This window comes from Pseudomonas sp. URIL14HWK12:I12 (assembly GCF_003097135.1).
GTDB lineage: Bacteria > Pseudomonadota > Gammaproteobacteria > Pseudomonadales > Pseudomonadaceae > Aquipseudomonas.
This window is the reverse complement of record NZ_QEQL01000004.1, coordinates 121,518-142,957: the sequence shown is the minus strand read 5'-3', so window position 1 is coordinate 142,957 and position 21,440 is coordinate 121,518. Positions and strand designations below refer to the sequence as shown.

The 21,440-nt window shown below is 66.6% G+C and carries 8 protein-coding genes; 2 read left to right on the top strand and 6 right to left on the bottom strand.

Annotation, left to right across the window (positions count from 1 at the left end; all coding sequences use genetic code 11):
• Position 1: 1 nt before the first annotated feature.
• Together F474_RS13340 and F474_RS13335 are read left to right on the top strand one after the other, a co-directional pair.
• The gene (locus tag F474_RS13340) at positions 2 to 1,432 is read left to right on the top strand and encodes a J domain-containing protein (protein WP_116562254.1); all 1,431 of its coding nucleotides are present in this window, start codon (positions 2 to 4) and stop codon (positions 1,430 to 1,432) included.
• Positions 1,433 to 1,694: 262 nt separating this feature from the next.
• On the top strand, positions 1,695 to 2,324 hold the full coding sequence (locus F474_RS13335) for a trypsin-like peptidase domain-containing protein (RefSeq protein ID WP_097085131.1): 630 nt from the start codon (positions 1,695 to 1,697) through the stop codon (positions 2,322 to 2,324).
• Here the strand turns inward: F474_RS13335 and F474_RS13330 are convergent, their stop codons facing one another.
• The 6 genes from F474_RS13330 to F474_RS13305 all read right to left on the bottom strand — a co-directional run bounded on the left by F474_RS13330 (position 2,325) and on the right by F474_RS13305 (position 21,403).
• A complete protein-coding gene (locus F474_RS13330; protein WP_097085266.1) occupies positions 2,325 to 3,509 on the bottom strand; it encodes an HlyD family type I secretion periplasmic adaptor subunit in 1,185 nt (394 codons plus the stop codon).
• A 29-nt stretch (positions 3,510 to 3,538) separates the two neighbouring features.
• Positions 3,539 to 5,689, bottom strand: coding sequence for a type I secretion system permease/ATPase (locus F474_RS13325; protein WP_097085132.1), 2,151 nt, complete (start codon positions 5,687 to 5,689; stop codon positions 3,539 to 3,541).
• Positions 5,686 to 7,077, bottom strand: coding sequence for a TolC family outer membrane protein (locus tag F474_RS13320; RefSeq protein ID WP_371916144.1), 1,392 nt, complete (start codon positions 7,075 to 7,077; stop codon positions 5,686 to 5,688). Before F474_RS13320 ends, F474_RS13325 begins: the two co-directional genes overlap by 4 nt.
• Positions 7,078 to 7,174: 97 nt before the next feature.
• Positions 7,175 to 18,403: a BapA/Bap/LapF family large adhesin gene (locus F474_RS13315; protein WP_097085133.1), complete on the bottom strand. Its 11,229-nt coding sequence runs from the start codon at positions 18,401 to 18,403 to the stop codon at positions 7,175 to 7,177.
• Between the two features lie 260 nt (positions 18,404 to 18,663).
• Entirely contained in the window at positions 18,664 to 20,736 is a 2,073-nt protein-coding gene (locus F474_RS13310; RefSeq protein ID WP_097085268.1) for a TonB-dependent copper receptor, read from the bottom strand.
• Between the two features lie 133 nt (positions 20,737 to 20,869).
• The gene (locus F474_RS13305; RefSeq protein ID WP_097085134.1) at positions 20,870 to 21,403 is read right to left on the bottom strand and encodes a hypothetical protein; all 534 of its coding nucleotides are present in this window, start codon (positions 21,401 to 21,403) and stop codon (positions 20,870 to 20,872) included.
• Between the last annotated feature and the right edge of the window lie 37 nt (positions 21,404 to 21,440).

Here is a 21,440-nt window from a genome sequence, read left to right as displayed (position 1 = left end):
CATGAGTTGCTGGAGCGTATTGGGGCTGGAGCCGGGCGCCGACGAACGTAGCGTAAAACGGGCCTATGCACGGCTGCTCAAAGTGCACCGGCCAGATGAGGATGCCCAGGCCTTCCAGCGTTTGCGTGAGGCATATGACCAGGCATTGTCGCTGGCGCGCCAGTTCCACGACCCCGGCCAGCCAGAGGGCGACCCTTGGCCGGCCCTCAGTGAGCCGGCCGAGGGCATTGACCCGCCATTGGCCGAGCCGGCCGCACGCCAAAGCGCGCCCGCCCAGCCCGTGCAGAGGGTCGAGCCCCTGCCACCGGCCGCGCTCGCCCCGGCACAGGTGCCTGAGGCAGAGGTGCCTGAGGCAGAGGTGCCCCCGGGCATCTCGCCGCAACAGATGCATGCCTGGCTCGAGGAGGGCCGCGACCGTGAGGTGCTCGATGCGGTCCGGGCCTGGCTCACTAGCGAATGGTTGCTGCCGTTTGATCGGCGTTTGGAGTTCGAGCAACAGATGGTCGTGCTGGTGGAGCGCAGCCAATGGTCCCCAGCATTTTTCGAGGCGCTGAGCCGACTGATGGGCTGGGACGATGACCTGGGGCAATTGCCTTGTGAAGGCTGGCGGTGGGGGCGGCTGATTGAACGCTGCCAGGATCAGGCTTGGCTAGACGCCCTGCGTCGAACCCTCGACAGCAGCGCCGGGCGCGGCCTGCCGCAAGGCCGCGCGGCCAGTTTTCTGCTGATGCCGTTGAGCGATGCTCAGCGCCGTCGGGCTGCCGATGCGTTCACGCAGGCGGACTGGCACGCCTGCAACGAGTTGGCGCAGGCCCTGGAATACCAGTATCCAGAGGCGTGTGAGCAGTTGGGGGTCCGGTATTGCAGCCATTGGCGCCGTTGGTTCCCGCAACCGGTCGACAAAAAGCTGTATGTCGGTTTGTGGGCCTTGCTCACGTTTACGTTGGGCACCCATTCGCTCGTCGATTACCAAGGGGCGCGGCATGGATGGATCAACGCGCTGCTGTCCGCGCTGGTCAGCGCTCCACTGATGCTCTGGATCGGTACGGCGGTGTATTGCCTATGGGGCCGCGTTGCTCGCGCGGTAGGGAGGTGGGACGTGCTGATCAGCCGTAAGCTCATCCCTACGCGCTACTACGGCCAAGGAAGTGGTCTGCTGCTGGTGCGGCATTTGTTGCCCCTGGCGGCGGGCAGCCTGGCAATCGGTGCGGCGCTCTCGCACACAGGGTGGCAGAAGTGGGCAAACACGGGCTGGCTGTTCACCGCTGGCGCCTGCGTGGTGTGGCTGTCGAAAGTGGGGCGGCTCGGGCTGCCTCGGCCATGGATACACCTCGTGCAGCCCAGCTCCCAAAACAAACGCACCGTTTTGATAATGCTGATCGGTTTTGCCTGCCTGTTGCTGATCAATTGGCTAATGCCACGGCATAGCTAAGCCTACCGCTCGTCGGGCTGCAGTAGAGTCACCCGTAGCACCCTCAGGGGCAGAACGTGCGCAGTCAATGGGTTGACACTGCAGCAAACCCTGATGCCGTATGGCTTACGCAGACTATAGCGAATGTCCTACAAAGCCGCGGGAAGAAAAATTATCTTTTGCGCCAATAATTGGCGCATCAAATTAAGGTCGCATCGTATTGTAAGCGTAGTGGCACTCTGACATATTTGCCGCGTTCTCGCTCATTCAAGACGTGCCTACCATGTTCCGCAACCTGTATCTGCTAGCAGCGCTTCTGCTGCTCGGTGGGTGCAATGGAATGCCCACCGCCTATATCAAGGACCCCATTTACGACCAGGCTTTCGTCGTCCATTCCGGCGGGCCTTTGCCTCTGATGATGATGGCCACTGCGATCCAGTGGAACGCCGACTATGCCGTCACCGTAAAGCACCTGCCCTATGTGGCAGGCAGCGAATACCAAGGCAAGGGCGACGTGCAGTTCTTCCGCCACAAGGCGCAGGTGCCGATGTGGCGCCAGTACCGGCCGGGTGAAACTGTCACCGCCGTAGGGTTCAATTCGCTCTATGTGCCCATCTTGGGCCAGGGCCACGCGCTGCCTGCGGTAGTGCGCCTTGATGCCCGCGACGGGGTGTTCTACGCCACCCACAATGGCCCTACGGCCAAAGGCATGAGCGGCGGGCCAGTATTTGGCGGCGACGGCGAGGTAGTGGGTATCAACGTTGCCTACCTGACCCAAAGCGATTTGTCGCAGTTGCACCGTGCAGACCTTGCTGGCCAGCCACGCGTCAGCATCTTCATGCCCTACGGCGAGATCGCCAAAGAATGGCGGCGCTTTCAGGCAGCCGAGGCCGGAACCCTTGCGCGGCGCTGATCAGCGTTCACGCAGGGCCTCCCGGGCGCGATTCAGCGGTTTGATCAGGTAGTCGAGCACAGTCTTCTCGCCGGTGCGGATGTCGACCGTCGCAACCATGCCCGGGACAATGGAAAATGCTTTACCGGCCCTGTTGTGCAAGGCGTTTTCGTTGGTGCGGATGTATACCCGGTAATAGTAGACATCCCGTTTGACCTCATCCTGCAACGTGTCGGGCGAGATGGTCACGACCTTGCCGGCCAGGCTGCCGTAGATCGAATAATCGTAGGCGCTGATCTTCACCTTGGCCTCCTGGCCGGGGTGGATGAAGGCGATGTCGCGCGGTTGTATGCGGGTTTCGATGAGCAATTGCTCATCCATCGGCACGATCTGCATCACTTGGCCATTGGGCGGGATCACCCCGCCCAAGGTATTGACTTCAATGCCCTTGACCACGCCCCGCACCGGCGAGCGCAGGGTCAGGCGTTCCAGCGAGTCGGCCCGGCCCCGGACGATCGCCGACTGGGTGTCGGCTTCGGCACTGGCTTTGGCCAGCTCTTCCCGAGCACGCACCATGTAGTCCGAGCGTGCCTCCGTGGCCTTGAGCGCCAGCTCCGACTTCTGCCGGGTCAGGCGCAGCACCTCGACCCGGCTGGAGGCACCGATACGCGCGAGGTTCTCGGTGATCTGCAACTCATCGTCGACCAGCTTGAGTGAATCCTGGATGCCGGTGAGGGTGTCCTGCAGCCCGCGTTTACGGGTGGAGTACAGTTCGGTTTCGGCCTTGATCAGCTGCGGCCAGGCGTTGAGCTCGGAAGGGAAAACCAATGGCCGCCCGCTGACCTCCGCCTGCAACCGCGCCTGGCTGGCCAGGGCCGCGCGGTAGCGCGCCTCGCTTTCGCCGACGTTGGATTCGCCGCGAGTAGGGTCAAGCTGCGCCAGCACCTGGCCACGCTCCACCAGGTCGCCTTCGCTTACGTTCAGCTGCGCGACGATGCCGCCCTCCAGCGACTGGATAACCTGTTCGCGGGAGCTGGGGATCACCTTGCCCGAGCCGCTGGACACTTCCACCACCTCGAAGCAGGCAGCCCATGCCAGAAAGGCCCCCAGCATGAGCGCGCAAAGGCCGATCACGCGGCCCGCGCGCAGCACTGCCCGGTCGTCTTCGCCGTCGAGATAGGAAACACCGCCCGGTGCGCGCAGCATCGGGTTGCCGGGGGTACGCGGGGGCTGGTTCATGCTGCCCCTCCCTGACGCAACCGGGCAAGGGCTGCATCGCGCGCATCGTCGATGACGATACGCCCGCCGTCGAGCACCAGCACTCGTTCAACGCGCTGCAGCACGCTGAGCCGGTGAGTGGCTACGATCAGTGTGCGGCCTTGGCACCACACCGAAAGGTTGTCGAGCAGGCGTTTCTCGCTGACGTCGTCCAGTGCTGCAGTGGGTTCGTCGAGCAGCAGTACCTGCGGCTGGCGCAGCAGCAGGCGGGCCATCAGCAGGCTCTGGCGCTGGCCGCCGGACATGCCGAGGCCGCCTTCGAGGATCAGGTGATCCAGCCCCTTGGGAAGCGTTCGGATGTAGTCCAGCGCGCCCGTGGCATTGAGTGCAGCCAGGATTTCCTGGTCGCTGGCCTGCCCGGCGCCCAAGGTAATGTTGTCGCGCAGGGTTCCATGGAACAGCCGCGCGTGCTGTTGCAGCAAGCCGACGTCGCGACGCAGGTCGGCTGGGTCCAGGTGGTTGAGGGCGATGCCATCGAGGCTGATCTCGCCCTGGGCCAGGTCCATGGCGCCCCCCAAGGCCTGCAGCAGGGTCGACTTGCCCGCGCCATTGCGCCCCAACACCGCGATGCGCTCGCCGGGCTGGATATCAAGTGCCTGCACCCGAAGGGCCGGCGGGCTGTCTAGGGCATAGCGAAACTCGGCCTGGCGCAGCCGGTAATCACCGCGCAGGGCGGGCACATGCACGCGGGCCTGGGTTTCAGGATGGTCAACAGGGGCTTGCATGAGTTTGTTCAGCCCTTGGAGGGCAACCTTGGCCTGCTGCCAGCGCGTCAGTACGGTGGTCAGCTGTGCCATCGGGGCCATCATCCGCGACGACAGGATCGACGCCGCCACTAGGCTGCCGGTGGTGATGTCGCCGGCGATCACCATCGGCGCACCTATCACGATTACCACGGCGTACACCGCGCTTTGCACGCTCTGCGTCCAGGTCACCAGGCCGTTGGTGAGGCTGCGCAGTTGCAGGCTGCTCTGGGCGCAGGTGGCGTTGTAGTGATTCCATTGCTGCTGAAAGCGCGCTTCGGCCTGCAAGGCCTTGATGTCGTCCAGCCCCTGCACCGTTTCCACGAGTACGGCATTACGCAGCGCCGACTCACGCATCGAGGCATTGGCCAACCGGGCCAGCTTGCGTTGGGCCAACAGCCCCGGCAGCAGCATGAACAGCAGCGCCACCAGCGGTACTGCCACCAGTGAGCCACCGATCAACCAGAACACCAGCACAAACAGCAGGAAAAACGGCAAGTCGGCCAGTGCGGTTGCGGTGCTTGAGGTGATCAGGTCACGAATCTGTTCCAGTTCGCGCAGCTGCGAAATAAACGACCCAGTGGAACGAGGCCGCGCCGAGTTGCGCAAGCGCAGCGCATGGCCGAACACCAGGTCGGAAATGCGCAAGTCCGCGCGCTTGCCCATCAAGTCAGTGATGTGCAGGCGCAACAGGCGCATCAGCAGGTCGAACAGCAATGCCAGCGCTACGCCGCCGAACAGCACGTAGAGCGTGGGTAGCGACTCGGCCGGCACCACCCGGTCGTAGACCTGCATGGAAAACAGCACACCGGCCATGCCCAGCAGGTTGGCCACCAGCGACGCCAGCATCACCAGGCTGTAGGGGCGCAGGTCCCGCAGCACGATGCGGCGGAACCAGTGCTCGTCAAATGGGGCGACGTAGTCGTCGGTGCGCACATCGCGCAGCGGGCGGGCAGGGCGCAGCAGCGCTACACGCAGCGTGCGTGCCAGCAACTGCTCCGGCTCCAGGCGGGCTTGCAGGCCTTGGTCGCCACTGAAGGCTACCCCTAGGCCACCGTCGGCACCGATGCTTTCCAGTACCCCGACCTGGCCATCGTCGCACTGCACCACCATCGGTACCCGCCAAGGGTTGAGCGCCTCGGGTCTGAGCGAGGTGAAACGCACGCTCAGCCCCGCCTGGCGTGCCATGCGGCGGATGGCTTCGTCTTCTCCGGGGCCGCCATCCTGGGCGGCAAGCTTGATGCTCTGGGGGGATACGTCCAGGCGGTAATGCCCGGCAACCCGCAGGATGGCTTCCAGCCAGGGTGCCAGGTCACCGGGCCCGGTGCTTTCTGGTTTGGGTGGCAGGTGTACGGCGTCGTTCATGGCAGAATCTCCACCCCTTGCACGGCCTGGCCTTCAAGGCCCATGACGCGGCGCAGGGCGCCGCTGTTATAGAGGCAATCGACGGCCAGCCGCTGCTGGTCGGCCAGAGTGCCGGCGAGGTCGAAGTGGGCTTGATGAATCTCTTGCTCGGCGTTGAGCAGGTCCAGCAATGGGCGGGTACCCAGGTCGATGTACTGCCGCTCATACAGCTCGCGCGCTTCGCGGATGCTGGCCTGGCGCGCGGCCAATGCTTGCAGGCGAAGGCCAAGCCCTGCGGTTTGCGCCTGAGCCTCGGTCAGCCCCTGGCGGGCCTGAAGGCGCGCGGCATCTTCGGCCGAATCGGCCGCCACCAGCGCGTGGGCGGCAGCGCGCGTGCGCGCGCTGGTGGCGCCGCCCTGATAGATCGGCACTTCCAGGTTCAGGTAGAGGCCGGTCTGGGTGCGCTCCAGGGCCGGGTTGTTACGATCATAGTCGTTGTCCAGGTAGTGGTTGATCGAGGGCTCAAGAGACAGCGTCGGGTATGCCTGGGCCTTGGCCTGGCTCAGCTCGGCGCGGGCCTGGGTGCGCTGCGCCAGCGCCTGCAATACGCCGGGCTGAGTGTCGCCAGTACCCGATGCCGCCGTGCAGGCGCCGTCGAGCAGCCGGTTGCGTGCATCCGAAAGCGCCGGGCTGTAGCTGCGCCCGAGGAGGTTGGCCAGGGTCGACTGCCAGCGCGCGGCCTGGGCCTTGTACTCCTGAAGGCTGGCTCGAGCGCCGTCCACCCGGGATTGCGCCTGCACCACGTCCGAGCGGGTGCTGGCCCCCAGCTCTGCCCGCTGGCGTGCCAGTTCAACGATCGCGCCGACCCCGCTGACCTGTTCTCGGGCGATGTCTACCAAGCGGTCATAGCGCTCGGTTTCGATGAACGCGTAGGCGGTATCGCGGGCCACTTGGTCCACCGCGAGCAGAACGCCGGCCTGCGCCAGCGCCGCGCGGGCCTTTGCCGTGTCCACCGCCCCGCGTACCTTGCCAAAATCGTAGAGCATCTGCTTGAGCGACAGAGACAGCGCCTGGCTGCCCTGCTGGCCGTTGTTACCGTTCTGCACCCCAGCCTTCACCCCCCCTGAAACCTGAGGGTAATAGCCGGCTTCGGCCAGGTTGATGCCTTCACCCTGTTGGTAGAGCACGCCGATCGCCTGAGCGATGCTGGGGTGCCAGCGCACGGCCTGGGCGACCGCCTCGGGCAGGTCGATGCGGTTCTGCCCCGAGTTACGGGCCGCGGCCGGTTCCCGCGCCGGGACATCGGCCGGGCGTGTGAGCAGTTGAGTCGGGCTGACCCGGCGCAACGCTGGGTCGATGTCGTCCTGAGCCTGGGCCAAGTGGGCAAGCAAGGTGCCGGACAATGCCAGCGCCAGGTAAAGCGTTGTGCAGCGTGATCGGGGTGGCTTCACTGAATGCCCTTACTGGTGCGCGGGTTGTTTGCGAGGCCGGCTTGGCAACGAGAGGTCAAACCACTTGCACTCCGTTCTGCACCCACAGGTGGTGGGTGGGGTCTTCCTGAGGGGTGTATTGGGTATAGCTGACCCCATCAGCCAGGTGCGTACCGCCATCGCTGTTCCAGATGCCGGTCATGTGCACGCTGTCCAGGCTGCCGCCTTTGATCAGCAGGGTGTTATTGCCGCTGTCGGTCACCTTTATCAGGTCGGTCAGGCTGAGGGTGAGGTCCACTCGGGAAGTGTCGTTGAGGTCGATGATCTCGATGTTGTGAATGCGGTCGGCCAGGTTGCCGAGGTCGATCACCGCGTCGCCGCCGGCCCAGAGCAGCGTGTCGGTGCCGCTGCCCCCGTCGACGTTCGCGAACTGCTGGTCGTGCACCACCAAGGTATCGTTGCCAGCGCCCCCTTGCAGGGTCACCGCGCCGCCGTGGCCCGGGTCAAGGGTGTCGTTTCCGGCAGTGCCCTGCAGCACGGTGTCGCTGCCGGCGGCGGCCAGGCTTGCGTCCGTTTGAAGGGTATTGTCCTGCGCGATTGCCAGCGCGGCGAAGGTGCTAGCGCCAGCCTGGGTCAGGTTGACGGTCAGTGTGGCGGTGTCGGTAGTGCCGTTGGGGTGGGTGAGCTCGTAGGTGAAGGTGTCGGCGCGGCCGATCACAGAGCTGGCAAGCCCTGGATTGAGGGTGTAGGTGTAGCTGCCATCGGCCTGCACCAGCAAAGTGCCGTAGGTGCCGGCCACCGAAACGCCGTTGTAGCCGGGCAGCACGAAATTGCCGGCGGCCAGCACGCTCAGCGTGGTGAAGGGTGAACCGGTCACGTCCGGCCCGGCCCCGGCGATATCGGTGAGCAGGTTGCCGCTGGCCACCGTGGCGCTGCCCACCACGAACTGGCCGATCACCGTAGCGGTGTTGGTCAGGGTGGTGGTCAGGCTGGTGACCAGGCCGATGCCGCCAGTGGTGACCTTGATCTGGTAATTGCCTGCCACTTGGCCGGGCAAGGTGATGCCGTAGGTGTTGGTACCCAACGCCACCAGGCTGCTGCCGCTGATGGTGCGTACCAGCTGGTAACTGCCGTTGACCTGCTGGTACAGCTGCACCTGCACGCTGCCTAACAGGCTCAGCAGGTTGGCCGAGCTCAGGCCAATGGTCAGGTCGCCCGTCGTGCCAGCCGCCACGCTGGTGTTATAGGTGGCCGAACTGCCCCCTAGCAGCACGCTCTGGGTGCCGAGTGTGCCGCTGGTGACGATCTCCTTGGGTATCAGGGTCAGGGCGCTGCTGGTGACATCATTGGTGGCGTCGACCACTGTGGCGTTGGCGGAGAGGTCAGTGCTGCTCCAGGTTTCGGTGGCCTGGGGGCTGTCGATGCGTACATAAAGCCGTGCCGTGCTGACCAAGCCATTGCTGTGCACCAACTCGTAGGTGAATGTGTCGACCTTGCCCACGCTGCTGGCGGTGCCGGTGGGGCTGTAGGTGTAATTGCCGGCACCGTCGATGGTCAATGTACCGTATAGGCCCTGCACGGTCGTGCCGCTCCCTGCGGCTACGAAGGTGCCCCCCTTGAGAACGCTGACCGTGGCGCTCTGGTCTGGGCCGAGGCTGTCGGCCTGGCCGTTCACACCAGGGTCGGTCACCAAGTTGCCACTCACGGCCGTCGGCGCCCCGGTGAACTGGGTCAGGCTGGTGACATCCACCTGCAACTGGCTGGCCACCGTCGTTGCCACGTTAAGCCCGCCGCTGGTCAGGGCGATGCGATAGTCACCGGCCTGCAGCGTGGCGAGGTTGGCCTGCACGGCCGTGCCGCCGGCCAGCAGCGAGACTTGCAACAGGCTGCTGTTGTTGCCGCTGGCCACGGTCACCCAGGCGCCTGCGGCGTTTTTCACCTGCAGGCTAAAGGTCGAACCGTTGAGCAGCCCCAGCGAATTGCCACTGGTCAGGGTCAATACGGGGTGGGCCGTGGTGCCGCTGGCAATACTGAAGTTGTAGTACTGGGTAAAGCCGACGTTGATCACGGCAGTGAACGAATCACTGTAGCTCTGCCGCGCTGTCACCGGAGTCAGCGTGACTTCAGCCTGCGCCAGGTTGTCGGTAGCGGTTACCGGCAAGCTGGCATTGGGGTTCGGGGCCACCACCGCAGCGCCCGCCGAAGCGTTGCCGGCGCTGTCGGTCAGGGTCACGTTCAAGGTCTGGCCTTTAAGCTGGGCGGCGTTGAGGGCTACGCTGAAACTGCCGTTGCTTGCCACCGTCGCAGTGCCCAGCACCGTGCCGGTGGGCGATTTGACCGTGACCGTGGCCCCGGCCTCGCCACTGCCGGTGAGCACCAGCCCGTCGGTACTCACCGCCAGGGCGGTGGCCAGGGCCGGCGGCGTGAGGTCCGGGGCGGTGACGGTACTGGCTGCCGATACGTTGTTGGCGGCGTCGGTCAGCGTCACGTTCAACACCTGCAGGTTCACCTGAGCAGTGCCCAGCGCCACGGCAAAGGTGCCGTCGGCCGCGACCGTGCCGCTGCCAAGCAACGTGCCCGCGGCGTTGCGTACATTCACCCGCGCGCCCACTTCGCCGGTGCCACTGACCTGAGTACCGCTGGTGCTGATCTGCACCGCCCCGGGAGCGGCGGGCGCTGTGGTGTCTGGCGCGGTGAAGCTGGCACCGGCCGAGGTGTTGCCAGCAACATCGGTAAGCCGCACGGTCAACACCTGGCCGTTGGTTTGCGGCGTGTTCAAGGGGGCGCTGAACTGGCCATTGGCGCCCACCACGGCCGTGCCCAGCAAAGTGCCCGCCGCACTATAGACCCTTGCCGTAGCACCTACCTCGCCGCTGCCGGCCAGGAGCGTGCCCGCCGCATTGAGCACCAAGCCGGTGGGCAGGGCTGGTGGGGTAAGGTCTGGTGCGGTGAGGGTCACCCCGGTCGACAGGTTACCGGCAGCGTCCTGTTGCACCACTGTGATTGGCTGCCCGTTGGCTTGGGCGGGGTCGAGGCTGGCGCTGAACGTGCCGTCGGCGCCAACGGTTGCAGTCCCCAGCACCGCATTGCTGGCCGAGCGCAGCGTGACGGTGGCACCTGCCTCGCCACGGCCGGTCACTTGGGTGCCGGTGGCATTGATCAGCACTTGAGTGACGATGGCGGGTGCTGTGATGTCGACCGCCGTGATCAACCCGGGTGCTGAGCTGGCACCGTTGAGGCTGGCCACAACGTGCAGGGCCTGGCCGTTGAGCTGGGCGCTGCCGAGGCTGACGCTGAACGTGTTGCCTACCCCTGCCACCGTGCTGCCCAGCAAGGTATTGTCGGCGCTGTAGACATTCACCGTGGTACCTGCGCTGGCGCTACCGGTCAGTACCAGCCCATTCGCGCTCAGGCTGAGGCCTGTGGGCGAGGCGGGCGGGGCGATGGTCGGCACCGTGAGGTTGGCTGCCGCCGAGACGTTCCCGGCGGTATCGGTCAGCCGCACCTGCAACTGTTCGTTGCCCTGCGCCAACCGCTGCAAGGCAATCAGGAAGTTGCCATTGGCATCGACGATGCCGGTGCCCAGCACCGTCGTGCCGGAGCGCACGGTCACCGTAGCGCCCACTTCCCCGGTACCGGCCAGGCCCAGAAGGTCTGCGGTGAGGCTCAGTTGCCCGGCGGCGTTGGGTGCGGTGGTGTCTGGGGCGGTGACGCTGCCCGGCAGAGACACATTACCCGCAGCATCGGTTTGGGTCAGGCTGAGCACCTGCCCATTGGCCTGGGTAGGGGCCAGGCTGACGCTGAAACTGCCATCGGTGCCGACCTGTGCTGAGCCCAGCACCGCGCCGCTGGCGTTGCGCACGGTGACGGTGGCGCCGGCCTCGCCGTTGCCGGTCAGGGTGGCTCCGCCATTGGTAACGGCCAGTGCGGTGGGCGCCAGCGGCGCGGTCACGTCGGTGGCGACCAGGGTGGCAGCCGGGGAGGGGTTGCCGGCAGCGTCCTGCAAAATCACGCTCAGGCGCTGGCCATTCAATTGGGCACTGTTGAGTGCCACGTTGAAACTGCCGTCGGCACCCACGGTGCCGGTGCCCAGCACTACCCCGCTTGCGCTGGTGACTGTGACCCGCGCCCCGGCTTCGCCTTGGCCGCTGAGCAACAGGCCGGTGCTGGCCAGGCTCAAGTTGGCTGCCAGTGCCGGCGGGGTGGTGTCGGCAGCCACCAGGGTGGCGTTCGGTGACAGGTTGTTGCTGGGGTCGGCCAGCGTGACCAACAGGCTCTGGCCGTTGGTCTGCGGGCTGCTCAGCGTGATGCTGAAGGCGCCATTGGCCGCGACCGTGCCGCTGCCGAGCAACGCGCCGCTGGCCGAAGTCACCCTCACCAACGTACCGGCTTCGCCCGTGCCGGTCAGGGTGGTGCCGGCAGCCAATTGAAGGTTCAGCGCCGCCGCGGGGGGCGTAAGGTCGGGCGCTGTGACCTGGCTGGGCACGCTGACGTTGCCGGGCGGGTCGGCCTGTTGCACGGTCAAGACCTGCTGGTTGATCTGCGCGGGCACCAAGGCAACGCTGAAGGTGCCATTGGCCAGAACCACGGTGCTGCCCAGCAGCACGCCGGCGGCAGTCTTGACCGTCACGGTGGCCCCGGCTTCGCCAAGGCCGGTGACCAGTGCACCGTTGGCGCTGATCGCAACTTGTGTGAGCGCAGCCGGCGGCGCGGTGTCTGGAGCGCTGAAGACTGCCGGCACCGATACATTGCCCGTAGGGTCTGCCTGAACCACGCTCAGGGTTTCGCCATTGACCTGTGCGCTGTTGAGCTGCGCGCTGAAGGTGCCGTTGCCGGCCACCGTGGCGGTGCCCAAACTGTTGCCGGCCGCGTCGCGCACGGTCACGGTGGCGCCCGGTTCGCCGCGGCCGGTGAGCGTCAGCCCGTCGGCGCTGATGCCGACATTGGTCACCGCCGAGGGCGCCGTGGTGTCGCTGGCCTGCACCGATTGAGCGGGCGAGGCGTTGCCGGCGGCGTCGGTCAGGGTCACCGAAAGGGTCTGGGCATTAGCCTGAGGGCTGGTCAGGTTGACTTCGAAGCCGCCGTCGACCCGCACCACGGCAGTCCCCAGCGAATTGCCGGCACTGTCGCGCACTGTGGCGGTGGTGCCTGGTTCGCCGTTGCCGGTCAGCACCAAGCCGTCCCCACTCACTGCCAGCTGGGTCGGCGCGTCGGGTGCGGTGCGGTCGGCAGCGGTGAGGCTGACACTCAACGACTCATTATTGGCAGCGTCCGCCTGCTGCAGGCTCAGTACCTGGCCGTTGAGCTGTGCGCTGTCTAACGTGGCGCTGAAAGCGCCGTCGGCGGCCACGGTGGCAACCGCCAGCGTATGCCCGCCTGCTCCGGTAATGGTCACACGGGCACCGGGCTCACCACGGCCGGTTACGACCAGGCCGTCGTAGCTCAGGGCCAGGTTGGTCAGTGGTGCGGGCGCAGTGGTGTCCGGCGCGTTCACACCGGCTGAGGGCGAATTGAGCCCCGTGGCGTCGCTGGCGCTGACGGCAAGCGACTGGCCATCGAGCTGGGCGCTGCTCAGGTTGACGGTGAAGGTGCCGTCGGCTGCCACTTCGGCCCGGCCCAATAGCGCACCACCCGGGCCATGCACCGTTACCGTGGTGCCGGGGTCGGCGCGGCCGCTGAGCGCCAGGCCATCGGCGCTGAGCAGCAGCGCGGAGGGCGTGGCTGGCACCTGCTGCCCAGCGTCTGGTACCGCCAGATTGGCAGCGGCCGAGCTGTTGCCCGCGGGGTCGGTGGCAGTCACGCTCAATTGGCTGCTGGCCGCAGGCGCGCTGCCGAGCAGCACGCTGAATTGCCCGGCGCTGCCGGCTACGGCAGTGCCCAGCAAGGCGCCGCTCGCGCTTCGCACGGTGATGGTCGCCCCGGGCTCGCCGAAGCCGCTGACCGTCACGCCATCGGCGCTCAGCGCCAACTGCGTGACGGCTGCAGGTGCGGTGGTGTCGGGCGCGGTCAGGGCCTGTGCCGGCGAGGTGTTGCCGGCGGCATCGGTCGCCGTCACGCTGAGCCGCTCGCCGTTGAGTTGAGCAGCATTGAGGGTCAGTTGGTAGCTGCCGTCGCTTGCGGCCACTGCGCTGCCGAGCAAGGCGCCGCTCACGCTGCGGACCTGCACCGTGCTGCCAGGCTCGGCCTGCCCGCTGACCTGCAGCCCGTTGGGCGCCAGCGCTGCACTGGGTACTGCCGGCGGGGTGAGGTCCGGCGCAGTGAAACTGGCGTCGGGTGAGAGGTTGCCTGCGGCGTCGGCCTGGCGGGCGCTGAGCACCTGCCCGTTGAGCTGGGCCGGGTTCAACGCCAGGCTGAAACTACCGTCGCTATTCACGGTGCCGGTGCCCAGCACCGTCAAGCCGTCGTTGCTGCGTACCGTGACCGTGGCGCCCGGTTCACCGTAGCCGCTGAACTGGGTGCCGTTGCTATTAAGGGCAAGGTTGCTCAATGCCGCCGGTGCGGTGATGTCCGGCGCGACCAGATTCACCGGCACCGAGGTATTGCCTGCGGTATCAGCCTGGCTGACGACCAATGGCTGGCCGTTGGCCTGGGCCGTGGTGAGTGTCAGGGTGAAGCGGCCATCGCTGCCGACCGTCGCGGTGCCGAGCACGTTGCCGGCGTCGTCGCGTACGGTCACCGTGGCGTTTGGCTCGCCAAGGCCGGTGAGCGTGCTGCCGGTGGCATTGAGCGCCACTTGGGTCAAGGCATCGGGGGCGGTGCGGTCCAGGGTGTTGATCGGGCTGGCAGGGGAGGTGTTGCCGGCTGCATCGGTGAGCGTCACGGCCACCGGTGCGCCGGTCAGTTGGCCGTTCTGCAGCGTGACCTGGAAATTGCCGCTGGCATCCACGTTGCCTTGGGCGACCACCGAGCCAGCGGCGTTGGTGACTGTGACCACAGCTCCCGGTTCGCCAGTGCCGCTGAGCACCATGCCGGTGCTGCTGAAGGCCAGGTTGGCGGGGGCAGGCGGCGGGGTGAGGTCGGGCGCTGTCAACGCGCTGGCCGGCGACAGGTTGCCCGCCGTATCGGCCAGCACGGCACGAAGCGTCTGGCCGTTGAGTTGCGCGCTGGCCAGGTTGACGGTGAACAACCCGTTCGCACCTACCAGCGCGCTGCCCAGGCTGCTGCCGTCGGCCCCAAGCACCGTGACAGTGGCGCCGGGCTCACCATGGCCGGTGAGCTGGGTGCCGGCGGCGTTGAGTGCCAACGCAGTGGCGGCCGACGGCGCAGTGCTGTCGCCGGCCTGTACCACGGCGCTCGGAGAGGCGGCGCCAGTGGCGTCGGTAGCGTTCACGTGCAGACGCTCACCGTTCAATTGGGCTGTGCGCAGCAGCACGCTGAAACGGCCATCGGGGCCGGCCGTGGCGCTGCCCAGGGGGCTGCCATCGGTGCCATAGACCGTCACGCTAATGCCGGCGGCTGCCAGCCCGGTCACGCTGAAGCCATCGGCGGACACCACCAGGGCGGTAGGGGCACTGGCAGCGTTGCCGCTGTAGGCCGCACTGGCATCGGCACTGGAGTTGCCCGCCACATCCAGTGCGTTGACCAGCAGTGTCGCGCCGATCGTTGGCGCGCTCGGCAGGGCCACCACGAAGGTGCCGTCTGCGGCCGCCACTGCGGTTGCCAGCACTGGGCCGCCTGCGGTGTCGCGTACCTGTACCGTGCTGCCAGGTTCGGCCAGGCCGCTCAGGCTCAGGCCATCGGCACTGATAGCCAGTGCTGAGGGCAATGCCGGGGGGGTAGTGTCCGGTGCGGTCACTTCTGCACTTGCACTTTGGCCATTGAGCGTGGCCCGCACCTCCAGGGCCTCGCCGTTGGCCTGTGCAGGCGCAATCGCCACACTGAACAGGCCCTGCGGCCCAGCGGTGGCCGAACCGATCAGGTTGCCGGCCAGGTCGCGAACCTCGACCAGCGCGCCGGCAGTGGCTACCCCCGTGACCGTCGCGCCGGCATTCACTACCAGCAGGCTTGACGGGGCCGCAGGGCCGGTCAAGTCCGGGGCGCTCAGGCCTGTGCCCGGCGAGGCATTACCCGCTCCGTCGGCCAGGTTGACCAGCAGCGCCTGGCCCGCCACCTGGGGCGTGGCCAATGTCAGGGTGAAGCTCCCGTTACTCGCCACGACGGCGGTGCCCAGGCTCTGCCCATTGAGGCTGACCGTCACGGTAGTGCCCGGTTCGCCAGTACCGGTCACCAGGCTGCCGTCCGCGCTGATGGTTGCCTGTGGGGCCAAGGGGGCGGTAGTGTCCGGGGCATTGAGGTTGGCCAGGGGCGAGCGATTGCCTGCTGTATCGGTCAGTTGCACCGAAATCAGTTCGCCATTGGCCTGGGCAGGCACCAAGGTCACACTGAAACTGCCCCCGGGTGCCACCTGGCCGCTGCCCAGCACCTGGCCGCCAGGGCCGTATACGATCACGTTCGCACCCGGCTCCCCGGTGCCGGTGAGCACACCATTGGCCACCGCCAGGCCGCTGGGTGCAGGGGGCGAGGTGAGATCGGGTGTTGTCACGGTCACTGCGGGGGAAACGTTCCCCGCAGCGTCGGTGTGGGTCACGCTCAGCCGCTCCCCGGTGACTCGCGGGCTGCCCAACACGAGGCTGAACGTGCCGTCGCCAGCGACCTGCACGGTGCCCAGCAAGGTGTTGTCGGCCGCGCGAACTTGCGCAGTAGTGCCCGGTTCGCCGCGGCCGCTGACTACCAGCCCGTCGGCACTGATCAACAGCTCGCGAGGGGCTGCCGGGGCCTGCGTGTCGGGCGCTGCAAGGTTGGCAGGGTTGGAGAGATTGCCGGCAGCGTCGGCCTGCACCAGGCTCAGCGCCTGGCCATTGAGCTGGGGCTGGGGCAGGGTGACGCTGAACCCGCCATCGGCCTGTACCGTGGCGCTGCCCAACAATGTGCCGTTCGCGCTGAGTACGCGCACGTTCGCCCCGGGCTCCCCCTGGCCGGTGATGACAGCGCCGGCGCCGTCTATGGCGAGGTTGCTGACCGGGGCAGGAGGTTGAGTATCGGCGGCGGCGTAGCTCGCCTGGGTGCTGGCGCCCGCGGCGTTGCTGGCGCTGACCTGTAACAGCTGGCCATTGATTTGAGCGCTGTTGAGATTGACGCTGAAACGCCCATCGGCGCCTGCGCCTGCGGTACCGAGTACCGTGCCATCGCTGGCGGTCACCGTCACCTGTGCACCGGCCTGGGTCACCCCGGTCAATGCCAGCCCGGCGGCATCCAGGCTAATGGCGGCCAGTGCCAAGGGGCCGTCCAGGTCCGGGGCGGGCGCAACGGTTGCGGGCGAGGTGTTGCCGGCCGCATCGGCCTGGGTGACGGTTAGCGGCTGGCCGTCGATTTGCGGGCTGTTGAGAGCGACCGCAAAACCGCCCGCCGGGTCGACGATGGCCGTACCGAGCACGGCGCCGTTTGCACCTGTGACCGTCACCGTGGCGCCGACTTCGCCGCGGCCGGTGACCAGGCTGCCGTTGGCACTGACCAGCACGTCACTGGGGGCAAGAGGGGCGGTCAGGTCTGGGGTGGTAATGGGCACTGCGGGCGAGGTTTGGTTGCCGCTACCAACCACCACCACATCCACCGTGCTGCCGGCGATCTGCGGGGTAGTCAGTGTGATATCGAAGCGGCCATCGCCGTCTGCGGTGCCGGTGCCGATCACATTGCCTGATGCATCGATGACCTGCACGGTGGCGCCTGCCGGGGCACTACCGGTCACCCGTGTGCCGTCGGCACTGCTGGCCGCACCGCTGGGGGCTTCAGGTGTATTCGCCGACGCTGGCGGCGAGGTCAGCGGGCTGGATGCATTGCCGCTGGGGTCCTGCTGGCTGACGTTCACGGCCTGGCCAGGGGCTACAGGCGTCGTGACCGGTACATTGAAGGTGCCATTGGGTTGCACGGTGCCGGTACCGATCAGGGCTCCGTTAGCGTCGGTGATGGTCACTGTGGCGCCAGGCTCACCCTGGCCAGAAACGCTGCTGCCGTCTGGTGTGATCAGCAGGTCGCTGACGGGGCCGGGGGCGGTGCTGTCGGCCGCTTGCAGCGTGGCGGGGGCCGAGCTGTTGCCTGCGGTGTCGCTCGCGCTGATGCTCAGGTATTGGCCGTTGAGCTGAGGGCTGTCCAGGGTAATGTCGAATCGCCCGTCCACGCCTGCACGACCTTGCCCGATCAGCCGGCCGCTGGCCGTGCGGATCAGTATGCGAAAGCCAGGAAAGCTGGTGCCAGTCAGGTGCAGGCCGTCGGCGCTCAGCGCAAGGCTGCCGGGGCTGGCAGGGGGCGTGAGGTCGGGTGAGTTGATTTGGGTATTGGCCGAGACGTTGCCCAGGTTATCCCCCAGGCTGACCTGCAAGGCCTGGCCGTCGAGTTGCGAAGGCTGCAGGCGCAGGGTGAAGGTGCCGTCAGCGCCCACTGTGCCGGTGCCGACCTGCACGCCATTGGCATCATAAACGCGCACCTGGGCCCCTACCTGGCCACGGCCACTGAGCAGGCTGCCATCGCCACTGATGGCGAGGTCGGTGGCCGAAGCCACCACGGCGGCGCCACTGCCTGGCGCAGTGATCTGGGCATCGGCGGAGGTGTTGCCGGCAGCGTCCGTGACATTGACCTGCAAGCTCTGACCATTCAATTGTGCGGTGCTGAGCGATACCTGAAACCGGCCATCGCTGCCCACCACCGCCGTGCCGATGAGGTTGCCGAAGGCATCGCGCACATTGACGGTAGCGCCGATTTCGCCGCGGCCTGTCAGCGTTAGGCCGTCGATCGACAGCGCCAGATCGCTGGGCGCGTCCGGGGCCTGCAGGTCAACGCCAACACCTGCTGGACCGTTATTGTTGCCACCACCGCCTGCGGCCAGCCCTCCGGCTGCGGCAGCGGTGCCACCGGCACCCAGCGCACCCAGCCCCGCAATAGCCCAGGTCGGTGTAGCGCTGCCTACCACACCGGCACCGGCGATCAATTCATCGATCGAGCCGATCTGCTCGAAGGTCAGGCCATTGAAGGCTTCGGCGTCGTAGGTACCTTGCCAGAGGGCACCGTCTTCGCCTTCGAAGACGATGTCGCTGCCCACCCCTTGAGGGCTGGTGGCAAAGAAATTCCCCAGAGTGGTCTGTTCGCCGCTTTTGAGGGTGACCACCAGGTTCTGCCCACTGCGGGCAACGCTGGTGACCTGCTGCGGGGCTGCGGGAATCCTTACGACACCCGGAGCATTCAGATTGACGTTACCCCAAACGTTTTCGGTGATCTGCTCACTGGCCTTGTCGGCGACGACGATGTTATCCATAACCACTCCTGCCTTGAACCGCTCACAGGAATTCGCCTTGGGTTTCAGCCGCTTCCTGCAAGAAAATGTGGATCCATAGGCAGGTATAGCAAAGTGCCGCAACTTGACCAGTCGTTCAGAAAGCTAACCATTTGCGTGCCAGGCGCTTGTGCGGCGGGCTGTGGGCAGCTCCGCCGGCTGCGCAGGCAACCCCGCTCAGCCCCGCAGGCCGCCAGCGGCGCTGCGCTGGCGGCCTTCTTGCAGTCATTGCGTGACTGGGCTCAGTAACTCACCTCGACTTTGGTCCACAGCGTGCGGCCCGGTTCAGGCAGCGCGCGGTCGCCGGGAAAACCGAAACCGGCGTCGCCGGCCAGGTTCAGGTGCTCGGTGTAGGTTTTGCCAAACAGGTTGTCGACCCCTGCGCTGAGCTTGAAGTGGCGGTTGAGCCGGTACGCGCCATTGAGCGAGAACACGCCGAAGCCCGGGGTGCTTGCGAAATCCTGGCCCACTACATTGCCGTTGCCTACCGCCACCCGGTTCTGAGCCGCGACCAAGCGCCAGAGCATCCCGGCGCTGTAGCGCTGGTGGGCCCATGTCAGGCCCAGGCGCGCCTCGAGCGGCGGCATCTGCGCCAGGGCACGATGGTCGCTGCGGTTTTCGCCCCAGGCGTAGGCCAGGGTCGCGTCGGTTTTCCAACGGTCGGTGAGGTGGTAGCTGGCGCCGAGTTCACCGCCGGCAATGCGCGCGTCGACGTTGCGCGCCTGCGAGCTGCCCATGCCCATGGTGCTTCGATAGTCGAAGAGGATGAAATCGCGTACCACCCCGGCATAACCGGAGGCCCAAGCCTGGAGCCGCTCGCCGTTATACTGCGCGCCGATGTCCAGTTGGGTGGTTTTCTCCGGCTTGATGCCCTCGAAAGCGTTCGCCGAACCCGCCGGGCCATTACCGGCGGAAAACAGCTCCCAGTAATCCGGAATACGCTGCACATGGCCAACGCCTGCATAGAGCGTGGTGGGTGAGTGGGCCAAGTCATACTCGTAACGCGCGAAGCCGCTGGGCAGCGTCTCGGCGCGACGCTCGCCAGCGCTGGGGTTGGGGCGGGCCATGCCCATGCTGCCCAAGGTGGCACGGCTGTCGACGGCATCGCTGCGATCCAGACGGGCACCGGTCACCACGCGGCTTTGGTCGCTGGCGTGCCAGGTGAACTCACCGAAAGCGCCGTAGCTGTGCATGACCGCGTCCTTCTGCCAAGGGAAGGCGTTGGTGTCGGTGTAGGCCTGGCTCATCATGTCGTAGCGGGAGTTGCGCGCCCGGTGCTCGCTGCGCAAGGCATCTACGCCGGCCACCACTTCCCAGGCGCCGAGGCGCCAAGTGGCGGCCAGGCGGCCTCCGGTAGTGCGGCGATCGACCTGCGAGGCCATGGGCATCGGCATCATGCTGCCGGCGTCGGGCGTGCGCAGGCGAAAGTTGTCCATGATGTGGTCTGCGTAGCTGTAATAGAAGTTGGCTTCGAGCTTCTCCAACGCGCCACCCACGTTGCGCTTTTCGAAACGCAGGCCCAGGCTCTGCCGCGCAAACTGTGAACCGTCCATGCTGCGCCCGCCATAGCGGGCCTCGCCGTCGCCGGTGCCAGCACTGAGCTCGAGCAGGGTATCGGCATCGGGCGTCCAGCCCATCGCCAGGTCGCCATTCCATTTATTCCAGCGCGAGGGCACCGTGTGGCCGCCGCCGTCTTGATAGTCGTCGGCCTGGCTGCTGTTGCCTACCAGGCGCAGGTAGCCTTGCGGCCCGCCCAAGGCAGCATCCAGCACGCGGTCAAAACGGCCGTTGGAGCCGGCCAGTGCGCTGGCGTCGAGGCGCCCGCCCAGTTGCTCGAAATGCTCCGGCTCGCGTTCGAACAGCACCGTACCCGCCGAGGCCCCGGGGCCCCACTGCACGGTCTGCGGGCCTTTGATCACGGTGAGTTTGTCGAAGGTCTCAGGGGCAATGTATGAACCGGGGTTATCCATACGGTAGGGGCAGGCCCCGAGCATCAGGCCGCCGTTGGTGCGCAGGTTCAAGCGCGAGCCGAACATCCCACGCAACACTGCATCACCGTTGGTGCCGCCGTTGCGGATCGCGGCGAAGCCGGGGATGGTCTTGAGGTAATCGGTACCGTCGCTGGCCGGCACCGGTTGGCGGGCGTCCTTTGGGTTGGTGACGATGGTCAGCGGCGATTGCTGCTGTACGGCGGTGATCACTGTGGGCGAGAGCAGCAGGCTGTCGTTGGCGTTGTCGTCGGCCTGGGCAGCGCCGGCGGCGGCAAGGGCGATGGCCAGTGGGGCCAGGCGGTAGGGGTTGAGGTAGGTGCGCATGATGTCCGTTATCTGTTCGATGGCCGAATAGGGGCCAAACACTCTGTGGCAGACGCACGCGGTGACACCGGCACGCGCGGGCGCGCGCCGTGAATCACGGGCGTGGGCAGGTGTGTGCAACGACGGGAACGGATCAGGGCGCGCGAGGGTTCAGGCCGGGCAGGGCGAAGCGCGGTGATGGCAAGACGTGCAGCGCCAGGGGCGACAAGCGCCGGGTGCGATGACGCAGCAGCCAGCCGAGCACGCTGAACAGCAGCAGCCCAAGGGGCAGCGAGGCTGCGAAGAAACAGTCGATGAACAATGAATGCATGCCCGGCATCGGCGCAGTGGGCTCGCTGCCTGTCGGGCCGTGGCCGGCCCTGGGCTCCGCGGTGCTGCCGGGGTGCATGTTCATGTTCATGTTCATGTCCATGTCCATGCTGGCGTGCTCGCCATGAGCGGGCGGCAGCGGCAGAAACAGCGTGCTCATCATCTGCCCGTGGCCAATGCCGCACGCCAGCCCGTTGAGCAGCACAAGCAGCACCAAGGCACAGGCCCAAGATGAAAGATGAGAGCGGGTCGCGTTCATGGCCGCGAAATGTACCACCGCGCAAAGCGCAAACCAGTGCGGCAAATTGGCGCGTTTGGCGCCTTCGCCTCGGTGATTGCCTTCTATGCTCAAGGGCATGCCGGCGCCTCGCCGCCGGGCCACGACAATAAGAATC